At 34.2% G+C, this 5,167-nt stretch carries 4 protein-coding genes and 1 tRNA gene; 3 read left to right on the top strand and 2 right to left on the bottom strand.

The genetic code is table 11. The annotated features are described in order from the left end of the window. The first annotated feature begins 1,559 nt into the window (after window positions 1-1,559). Window positions 1,560-2,432 (top strand): M48 family metallopeptidase, encoded by an 873-nt coding sequence (locus AC3DU7_RS24510; RefSeq protein WP_488041910.1) that lies wholly within the window; start codon window positions 1,560-1,562, stop codon window positions 2,430-2,432. Then, a tRNA-Leu gene (locus AC3DU7_RS24515) sits at window positions 2,411-2,492 on the top strand. Before AC3DU7_RS24510 ends, AC3DU7_RS24515 begins: the two co-directional genes overlap by 22 nt. 743 nt (window positions 2,493-3,235) lie before the next feature. On the opposite strand, the gene AC3DU7_RS24520 is transcribed toward AC3DU7_RS24515, so the two are convergent. Both AC3DU7_RS24520 and AC3DU7_RS24525 read right to left on the bottom strand, forming a co-directional pair. After that, the gene (locus AC3DU7_RS24520) at window positions 3,236-3,526 is read right to left on the bottom strand and encodes a hypothetical protein (RefSeq protein WP_488041912.1); all 291 of its coding nucleotides are present in this window, start codon (window positions 3,524-3,526) and stop codon (window positions 3,236-3,238) included. A 277-nt stretch (window positions 3,527-3,803) separates the two neighbouring features. Further along, window positions 3,804-3,974, bottom strand: a complete 171-nt coding sequence (locus tag AC3DU7_RS24525) for a hypothetical protein (RefSeq protein ID WP_202224614.1) — start codon at window positions 3,972-3,974, stop codon at window positions 3,804-3,806. 549 nt (window positions 3,975-4,523) lie between these two features. Here AC3DU7_RS24525 and AC3DU7_RS24530 point away from each other — a divergent pair. Next, the gene (locus tag AC3DU7_RS24530) at window positions 4,524-5,081 is read left to right on the top strand and encodes a DUF3611 family protein (protein ID WP_488041911.1); all 558 of its coding nucleotides are present in this window, start codon (window positions 4,524-4,526) and stop codon (window positions 5,079-5,081) included. Window positions 5,082-5,167 lie beyond the last annotated feature (86 nt).

Below are 5,167 nucleotides of genomic sequence, written 5' to 3' on the forward strand. Positions count from 1 at the left end.
ATCAAAAATTAAATCAATCCCATACGCATAAATCATCAATTATTTTCCACTACTCCCTACTCCCTACTCCCTACTCCCTCTTTTCCGGAGAGGTCTATTGAGTTGATATTTTTATAAAATATGTTGTAACTGCTCTTCTAATCATTAATGTTTAATAATGAAATACCTAGTGATTTGCTTCATCACTTAACTAATATAACAAGTATTTTTTAGTGACTTCGCGTAGCATAGCTATGAGAAGTTGCATAGTGTCTAATGATTTGATATTTTTGATAAAAATAAATTTGGATTTTATAATTGCTATAATGATTAATATTAGGTTTTTCAAGTTAAATAAGCAACTAACTTTTTAGCAATATCATTCCATAATTTGTAACTCCTGCATTTAATTAAGATGTAAGTATTTCCTGCGGAATGCTGCGCAAACAGCTATTAGCTGTCAGCTAGCCTCCTCCGGAGGAACTGCGGACTTCAGCTAACAATACTCTATCTTTAAGGGCAGTGTTTACAGCAGTTTTTGGAGTTGATGAGGTACAAAATTTTAGGACTTTAGGGAGTAGGGAGTAGGGAGTAGGGAAAAAAAGATTAATCTTCAAACTGTACCTCACGCTTCCTAAAAAGTGCTGTAAATTAACAACTTACTTTAAGGGTACAAAGAGGCAACTTTTTTAGTAATACAGTTAATAAAGTTTTGATCCTAAACTAAAAGCAATAGCTGATGGCTGACGGCGGAATACTTACATTAAGATAGACATTTTTTTATCTATAACTTAATCAAAAATCATCAACTTCTATAAATATTGAATCTATCTACATGATAGTGAAAGTAGGTATAGCTTGTTCAGTAGCTTACTCTGTAGGTAGTAGGAAAGAACTATATTTTTCCCATCCTGAATATTCTTTTAAATAAGCTTTAATTATTTATACTCTGAATTACTGTGCCACATTTATACCAATTTGATAAATTTTTGCTACAAATAGCTAGGGTATTTCTGATAATTTCCGTTTGTCATGCTTCCCTACGGGATGCTACGCAAACGCAAACAGCAATCCTGCAATTCAGCAGCCAGAATGAATAGATTTAATACCAGTTTTCAGTTCGTAAATTCTATTTTTTGTCAAAGAGAAATTTCCTACAAAATTTTTTTCTTGCACTTATTATCCGTAACATTCTTTTTTCAAATTGGTATTATATCATGTCCGGATAAGAGCGCTCTGGAAAAAACTTTCTCCTTCTTCATTCTTTCTACCCTCCTGTCTCCTGTCTCCTGACTCCTTCGTCGTTTATTTATAACTGTTCAACCGGACATGATATTACATAGAATATCCTTTAATTTTAAATATCTATTTTTAAATTTTTAAGCTCCTTTTTGAATAAATGAACTACACTAAATTATTCTCATACCAAACTTCAGCTAAACTTAAGTTGATTTTTTTGGCGACATAACAATAACTAACTAAAAAAACAAACTATCCTTAATTTTGAAACAGTTTAAGCAGAAATTATTCTACTCAAATTGTGCTAGCTTAATATAAGTTATACTAACAATTAACAAAATATGTCTTTGACAACAATACCCCTAATTGGCTTAAAAGCAGATAATTTTCGCCATCCATTAGACTTAGAAGCAACTAATACTATCAAACAACTACCTGGCATAGATTTATTAATTAGGCAATTATTAGGACCATTAGGAGAGCAATTTTTCTACATGGAAAATATTGCATCCAGTGTATTAGTAGGTAAGGATCAACTGCCACATTTATATAAAATACTTTTAGATGCTTGTCATACACTCGATCTAGAACCACCACAATTATATGTTCGTCAACATCCTGTTCCTAATGCTTACACATTTGCTATGCGAGGCAAGCAACCTTTCATTGTTATTCATACATCTTTGATAGAATTACTAAACTTAGAAGAAATTCAAGCAGTATTAGGTCACGAACTAGGACATCTTAAATGTGAGCATGGAGTATACCTCACTTTAGGTAATTTAATTGTACTGGCTGCTGGACAAATTTCTACATGGGGTGGTATTATAGCTCAAAGCATACAAAATCAAATACTAGAATGGGTAAGATGTGCAGAATTCACTTGCGACCGCGCAGCTTTATTAGCCACACAAAACCCAAAAGTAGTAGCATCAGTTCTTATGAAGTTAGCAGGTGGTTCTCCGAGTATATCTGCTCAACTTAATATTGATGCTTTTTTAGCCCAAGCAAGAGCTTACAAAGAATTTAGTCATACAGAACTGGGTGAAGCTTTAAGGCAACTTCAAACAGCCCAACTAACTCATCCACTACCTGTATTGCGTGCTAAAGAAATTGACAGATGGTCAAGTAGCCAAAAATATCTAGATCTCTTGCAAAATTTGACAACAAGTGATTATAATAATAACAATAAGGGCGGGTGGCGAAATTGGTAGACGCACCACACTCAAAATGTGGCGACTTCGGTCGTGAGAGTTCGAGTCTCTCTCTGCCCACTTCTACTAATATGAGGTAAAATTTGCGTATATGGCACAGAAATTAAAGAGGTGGGAGTCTCCTCGTTATCGGGGAAGAAATATTAAAGGAAGAGGAGGGACTGCTAGATTAAGGCAAGTAAAAAAACAACAACAGCAACTGAGAAGAAATTTAAAAAATCAGGAAAGTGGGAACCAAGGTTCCCTTTTTTTATTTTTTTATAAAACAATTAGCTCAAATGTGACACACAATCATTCTAGGCAGTAAAACTTTTTTTCAAGTTCTAACCCTCCTTAATTTTTCCTAAATTGTACGAAATGTCTTGCATACCTATTTCTTGAGACTATCCACATATATTGCAATAGCTTCTTTAGGGTTTAATCATAAATTTGAGTGAAAAGATAATAAGGAATAAGAATATAGAGAAATGTCCGCGCCCTATTTGCGTAGTGCTATATTTTAGGAAAATGAGAATGATATAGGTCGATTTTTTAATCTCTCTATCTGAAAAGTGATTTCCGTAAACTCAAGTTTTTAGACTTAGCGTGCTTAATAGAAACAAGTTTACTAAGCACTAACTCTTCAAATAAACTATAACTAGATTTATTCTGTTTCATAAAATGGTTCGGTAAGGCAATATTCCCATAAATGAAAATGAATAAGGTAATATTCTTAATCTTAATCAAAACACCCACCAACATTAAAAGCTTGACTAATTTTGATCGGATATGAGGGTTTATTGCCGATCATTTAAATTTTGAAATTAAGGAAGATGCCTTTTATTTCTATTTAGAATTGGCAGTTGTGGACGAGAAGAATTAGGCGGTAAATAATATTCTGGAACAGGAGTAGAATGATCGACATGAGAACGCTGTAACAACCAGAAACGTAATACGATCGCTACACCTACTGTACCCATCCCCAGGAAAAACAGAGACCAACTTGCCCCTAAACCACCAATGACAGCATCAACCGATCCTACTGTCACTAAAAAACTAGCTAAAGGCTCTTTTCGATAAGCAGCCTTCAAAAATTTTGGCCATAAAGCGTCGATCATAAGCATAATTTGATACAACTTAAATTTACTTGTAAGTTTCTTAGAATCAAGGGAATTTAACCGATCGTCCAATTAATTCCCTTAATATTGTTATAGAGATTAATAACTAACTATACTGCCACATTAAACTTTAAATCAGTAAGTTCTTGACAATATTAGGCTGACCAACAATAGACTTCTACTATATTTTTATTATAAACTTTTGTATGGGTTTAATCTCTATTATATAAGGTAGCCAGTAGTCATCTCTATAATTGTAGGTATAACTAAGACTTTAATTGAGACCTAACCAAGATAGTAAACCTTCTCCAGTAAAGTATTCAATTGCCAGAGTTAATACAAAGCCAATCATAGCTGCTCTACCATTGAGACGTTCTGAATATTGGTTAAAACCGAATTTTGGTTCATCCAGATTAGGTTTTGTAGTTGGTTGTGGTTGTGTCATAATTAATAGGTCTCAAATTTAATAACGTTTACAAATAGAGTTGTTTATTTACAATTCTTAAATATATTTTAAAAGGAGTTGACCTAGAGTCAAGCACATTGCCAGAATTTGATCGAATATCTGTAGAAAGACCCTCTGTAATCCTTAGTTCATAATGTCATGGAAATGTCAGTCCAAATTTTTTGTATTGCTCAAATGTCGGTATAAGTGCTACAGTCTTAAGTACATTTAGGCCACAGGTCTAGATAGTGTCAGTACAAGTCTCTTAAGTTGGGAAACTTCAAGAGTTTGTTGGGTTGTCTGGGAAGCGCGCCTTGAGAGCGAACAAGATTAACCTACCCCTAACCATGCGCCGGAGAAAAAGAAAATCTATAGCATTTTCTCTTGAGGGCAATGTTGTGAGTAGCTCAAGGCTTTTGTCGAAAATTCCTCCCCAACCTAAAACGATGAGTCATTTTCGACTAAATAGACATCTCCAGAAAATAAACTTGCCCTTTATTTACTAAAAACCATAGTAGTTTATCGTATTGACAATACATAAGCACAAATATGTCAAACTTATCAGACTTACCAACTGCTGTTAAACAAGTAGCCAATGCACTCCGGTTAGGTGGGTGGACTTGTTTTTGGTCCCAACTTGCATTGGGAATAATTTCAGGTTTCATGTTTTTATTTGCTGCTTTCATCTTACCGAATCAAATGAATGAAGCAGGTGCGGGAGGTAGCCTCTTTTTCCCAATTTGTGGTCTTGTGGTACTAGGATTCAGCATCTTCTTGTCATTTCGTTACACTCGTTTGGCAAGAAAATTACGAATACCTACAGATTCTTCAGAGACAAGGCCAACTAGGGCAGATACAACTAAACAAGTGAAAAGGACTTTAATTACGAACTTGGTTGGGGTTACTCTGACTTTATTAGGAGCAGAAGCAATTGGAGGTATTTTATTAGGCGAATCTTTAGTGATGGGAGCGTCTATGTTTAACTCTACAGAACTGGAAAAATTTACACCGGATATTATTATACTATTGGGTAATACTCACATTATTGTTGCCCATTTTATCGGAATTGTTGTAGGACTATTTTTACTTGATCGAATTTACAAGTAGTCAGTCATTTCAGTTATTAGTCATCACTTATAAGGGACTTCAAAATAAAAAATTATTCCCATTAGCTATGAAAGTAAGGCAGTAGG

This window comes from Okeania sp. (assembly GCF_983059655.1).